Source organism: Calditrichota bacterium (genome assembly GCA_014359355.1).
Classification (GTDB): domain Bacteria; phylum Zhuqueibacterota; class Zhuqueibacteria; order JANLFK01; family Oleimicrobiaceae; genus Oleimicrobium.
Genome location: JACIZP010000378.1, coordinates 1 through 4,597 on the forward strand (window position 1 = coordinate 1; position 4,597 = coordinate 4,597).

Sequence of the window (4,597 nt, forward strand, 5' to 3'; positions counted from 1 at the left end):
AGGCGGACGCTCAAGGTAAGCCTCCACGTCCTTGAACTGCCGCAAGAGTTCCCTGCCCTGTCTCTTGGAGTAGGTCTTGATGATGGGCGCCTCTGCGTCGGTGTGCTCGATGTTCACCCGAAATGCTTTCGACAGGAAGTAGAGCCAGGAGTATTTGTGATAGAGAACGGCGACAAAACTTCCCCCTGGTCTGAGCACACGGTAAATCTCGCCGATGGCCCCCTCTGTGTCATCCACGTGGTGCAAGACCCCTGCCGACCAGACGGCATCGAAAGAGTCGTTGGCGAAACAGAGCTTTTCGGCATCGCACACCACAACCTGCCCGTCAAGGCCAAAGGTGCGCAGGTGCTGTTTGGCCAGCCGCGCCCCGTTGAGGGTCATGTCGATGGCGATCGGCCTTAGCCCATTGGCGGCGAGCTGGCGCAGGTCGGTGCCCGGCCCACAGCCCACCTCCAGCACGCGGCCGCCCGGGTGGAGCTGAGCCAGGCGATGAATCTCGTCCAACATGTACCCCATGCGGTTGGGGTCATAGCGAAAGGTGCGCAGATCTTCGAAGAATTCTCGGGTGCCCACCTCGTGCTGGGCCACCTCGATGTCGTTGACGTATGTCTCCCAGTACTGCCGGCTTTCCTTGGAAAAAGCCACCGAACTCTCTCCTCCTCTCCGGTTCACTTCGTCAGGTCGATGTAGATGTGCCAGCCGATGGGCCTGGTGAGCCATCTGGGCAAGGCATTGAATGCAGGCACAAAGATCGAATTGTACAGCCCAACTAACAGGCCGTGTCGCTTCACGGTCTTCATGGGAAAGCCGGTCATGTGCATCTTGATGGTGGAGAACTTGCTAAACAGGCGCCGCACATCCCTCCGTGAATGGGTGGCAATCAGCGGCGCGTCCACTCCCTGCGTCTCGTAGCCGATCCCGGAGACGCGCACCAGCAGATTGTACCAAGACCACTTGTGGTAGAGCATAATCACCGCCTCGCCGCCTGGCCGCAGCACGCGATAGATCTCGTCGATAGCCTTTTGGATGTTCGGCGTGCACATGAGTACGCCGATGGAGATGACCACGTCGAAAGAATTGTCAGCGAAGGGCAGGTCCTCGGCGCTGGCCACGCGCACGTCCCCTTTGAGGCCACGGTATTCAAGGTATTTGCGGGCTAACGCCACGCCGCTTTCCGTGAGGTCCACCGCCGTGACAATGGCACCGTTGCGTGCGTACTTGATCAGGTCCCTCCCCCACCCGCATCCCACTTCGAGGAGCTTCTTCCCGGCAAAGTCCGCGTGACGAGCGTACGGCTCTTCCTCGCGGTATTTGATGTCATAGTAGCGTTCCAGGTCGTCGAAGAACTCTGGCGTGCCAGGCTCCTTGTCGGTCACCTCGATGCCGATGACATTCTCGTTCCAGTACTTCTTGACTTCTTCGATGGTCACTGGGGCTGGGGCAGTCGTGGTCATTTTTCTCCTCACACCTCCACGCTCGCATTATCCTTCTTGCCGCTCTTGCGGCTCCACTTGCGACGCCCTAAATATACGTCCAGGTAGCTACTGTGCGGAAGATGCGCGCTCCACTCCTGAAGAGCTCTGCCCAGAAGAAAAGCCTGGCTAGGGAACGGTTCTCGCAACACTAACCCCACGTTTCTGGCCGCTATGGTCGCTCCGTGCCAGGCAAGCGCCCCGGTGCCTGCAACTTTTCGCTTGCATTTCTCTGCGAAAGCTGTAATTTAATGGCCCGTGAACTGCACGAGGAGAGTATGGCACACGTCATCATCGGCACGGCTGGACACATCGACCATGGCAAATCGGCTCTTGTCAAGGCCCTGACCGGCACCGACCCGGACCGCCTCAAAGAGGAGAAGGAACGGGGCTTGACCATTGACCTCGGCTTTGCCTTTCTCGGCGAGCGGGCAGCGTTCATCGACGTGCCTGGTCACGAGCGTTTCGTCAAGAACATGGTAGCCGGGGTCAGCACCGTGGACGCCGTCTTGTTCGTGGTGGCAGCAGACGACGGGGTCATGCCGCAGACGCGCGAACATTTGGACATTCTGACCCTGCTGGAGCTCAAGCGCGGCATCATCGCCCTCACCAAGATTGACCTGGTCGACAGCGAGTGGGTGGCCATGGTGACTGCCGACGTGCGCAATCTGGTGCAGGGTACCTTCTTGCAGGACGCGCCCATCATTCCGGTGTCGAGCGTCACGGGCGAGGGAATTGCGCAGCTGCGCCAGGCGTTGGACGAGCTCATCGCGAGCGCCCCTTCGCGCTCCGACCAGGGCGTGTTCTGGCTCCCTATCGACCGTTCCTTCACCATGAAAGGCTTCGGTACGGTGGTCACCGGCTCGGTGCTCTCGGGCACGGCAAAGGTGGGCGATGAACTTGAGCTCCATCCGCAGCGCCGCCTCGTGCGGGTGCGCGGCTTGCAAACGCACGGCCGTGATGTGTCCATCGTGCGCGCAGGGGACCGGGCCGCCCTGAACCTGGTTGGCGTTCATAAGGAGGAAGTGCAGCGAGGGGACGTGCTGGCAAGCCCTGGGTACTTCAGCCCTTCCACCCTGCTGGATGTGCGCTTACGCCTGTTGCCGGCCGCCGGGCGCCCCCTCCGCCACAATACGCGCGTTCGCCTGCACGTGGGGACCCGCGAGCTCATGGCAAGGGTGTCCTTGCTTGAGCACAACGACCTCCCCCCAGGCGGGTCCACCTTCGCCCAGCTCCGCCTTGAGGAAATCATTACGGCACGGCGCATGGACCGTTTCGTTATCCGGCAGTACTCACCGCCCATGACCATCGGCGGCGGCGTGATTCTGGACGCCAATGCACGCCCCCATCGGCGGTTCCGCCCAGAGGTCCTGCAGCAAATGGCCGCGCTGGAGAAGGATACCCCAGAAGAGACATTGATGGCTTTGCTGCAGGCGCAACCGCTGCAGCCCCTCTCCCTTGCCCAGCTTGCCAAGGGGACAGGCCTCGCTCAGCCGAAGGTAGAAGAGCTCGTGGGGCGGCTGGTGCAGAACGGCACCCTGCTCAAGTTGGGCTCCGAGCGCCAGCCCACGTACGCCTTGCCCGGCAGTGTGGTGGCGCTCAAGGAAGCGGCACTTGCCGAGTTGCAGCGCTACCATGTCCAGTTTCCCCTCAGGGCAGGTATGCCCCGCGCCGAACTGCGCGAGGCGATCGGCCGGGGGCTGGACCAGGCCCTTTTTGCCGCCGCCTTGGATGAGCTCCGGCACAACGGCGAGGTCAAGGAGAATGCTGGCCTGGTCGCCCTCGCCACGCACCGCATCGTGCTCTCGCCCGCTGATCAGGCGCTGCGGGAAGAGCTAATGCAGGCGCTGCTCGCCGCAGGTTTCTCACCGCCAAGCACCGAAGAGTTGGCAAGAGCATCGGGACGGAAGCGGGAGGATGTGGAACGCGTCCTGGCGGCGCTGCACGCCCTGGGCGAAGTGCTCCGCCTAGAGGAAAGCATCTACCTGCCGCAAACCCTTGTCGCCGAGGCCCAGAGGCGGCTTGCCGACTATTTCGCCACTCACGAGGAAGTGACGGTGAGCGCCTTCCGCGAGATGCTGGGCACCAGCCGCCGCTACGCCTTGCCGCTTCTGCTGCACTTCGACGAGCAGGGCTTTACCGAACGCAGGGGAGAGGCGCGTGTCCTCAAGAAGAAAGACACAGCGCAATGATGCGTCCAACACCTGGAGAAAGAGAATGAGGTCTTCGGCCCTCATCCTGTGCGCCCTATGCCTGCTGCAAGCGACGCCGGCAGCCAGCCAAAAAGCTAGAATCTTGCTGCGCGGTCCTGTTGCCCAGGGACAGGCAACGCCCCAACAGGCCGATTCGGTGGCTGCGGAGTTGCAACATTGCTTGGCGAGCACAGGCGTTCTGGAAGTGCTGCCGGCAAGCACCCCGGCCCTCGAGGGGACGGCACAGGCGCCAGACCGCCTACCGCTGGCCGACGAGGTCATCGAGGGGAAGCTGAATAGAACAGGGGGGACCTTTGCTCTCACCCTCACCTCCTCCCTTTCTGCCCCGCACACGGTAGAGACGTTTCATGGCGAGGCGGCGACTCTGGCCGAGCTCCGCGCTCGGCTTGTACCCACCTTCGCGCAGCAAGTAGCCGAGCGACATCGGCAGGGGCGGCTCATCATCCGCATCGAACGCGGCTTCGACATTTACCCCATGGACAAGTACTTCGGCGTGTCTGACCCGTTCGTCGAGGTGTACGTCGACACCCTGCTGGTCGGCGTTACCCAGGTGCGCCAGGACGAAAAGGACCCAATCTGGGACGAGGAGTTTCTCCTCCCTGCGGGTGAGGCCAAGACGATAACGCTGCTCGTTTTCGACAAGGATGCTCTCGAGCACCGCGAGCTCATCGGTCGGGTCAATGTGCCGTGGGGCAGGGACGGCGTCTACTCCATCCGGCGCCCGCGCTATGTGCGGCATTTCGGGAGGATGCAAGTCTCATTCGGCCGGTAATCGGCTCACTTTTCCCTTGAGGGTTTCTCGCATTTTAACTACATTTCGGTGCTCAAGGGGAATGGATGGGTCCCTGGTGGGCCCCGCGGGCTTCAAACCCGTTGTTCCGTGCTGAACAGTGCGGAAGGTGGGTTCGATTC

Annotated in this window: 4 protein-coding genes; 2 read left to right on the forward strand and 2 right to left on the reverse strand. The window is 61.9% G+C overall.

Going from position 1 to position 4,597, the window contains the following annotated elements:
• A partial coding sequence (locus tag H5U38_15750) for a class I SAM-dependent methyltransferase (GenBank protein MBC7188477.1) occupies positions 1 to 645 on the reverse strand: 645 nt, incomplete at its 3' end.
• Positions 646 to 668: 23 nt separating this feature from the next.
• Positions 669 to 1,454, reverse strand: a complete 786-nt coding sequence (locus H5U38_15755) for a class I SAM-dependent methyltransferase (protein ID MBC7188478.1) — start codon at positions 1,452 to 1,454, stop codon at positions 669 to 671.
• A gap of 296 nt (positions 1,455 to 1,750) precedes the next feature.
• On the opposite strand from H5U38_15755, the gene selB reads away from it, so the two are divergent.
• Positions 1,751 to 3,664, forward strand: a complete 1,914-nt coding sequence (gene selB / locus H5U38_15760) for a selenocysteine-specific translation elongation factor (GenBank protein ID MBC7188479.1) — start codon at positions 1,751 to 1,753, stop codon at positions 3,662 to 3,664.
• Between the two features lie 25 nt (positions 3,665 to 3,689).
• Positions 3,690 to 4,457 carry a hypothetical protein gene (locus H5U38_15765; GenBank protein MBC7188480.1) on the forward strand — a complete coding sequence of 256 codons (768 nt, stop codon included), beginning with the start codon at positions 3,690 to 3,692 and terminating at the stop codon, positions 4,455 to 4,457.
• Positions 4,458 to 4,597 lie beyond the last annotated feature (140 nt).

What these genes read in the sequence shown, in the direction of transcription:
- H5U38_15755 (MBC7188478.1), bottom strand. Translation starts at nt 1,454, where the DNA reads ATGACCACGACTGCCCCAGCCCCAGTGACCATCGAAGAAGTCAAGAAG.
- selB (MBC7188479.1), top strand. Translation starts at nt 1,751, where the DNA reads ATGGCACACGTCATCATCGGCACGGCTGGACACATCGACCATGGCAAA.
- H5U38_15765 (MBC7188480.1), top strand. Translation starts at nt 3,690, where the DNA reads ATGAGGTCTTCGGCCCTCATCCTGTGCGCCCTATGCCTGCTGCAAGCG.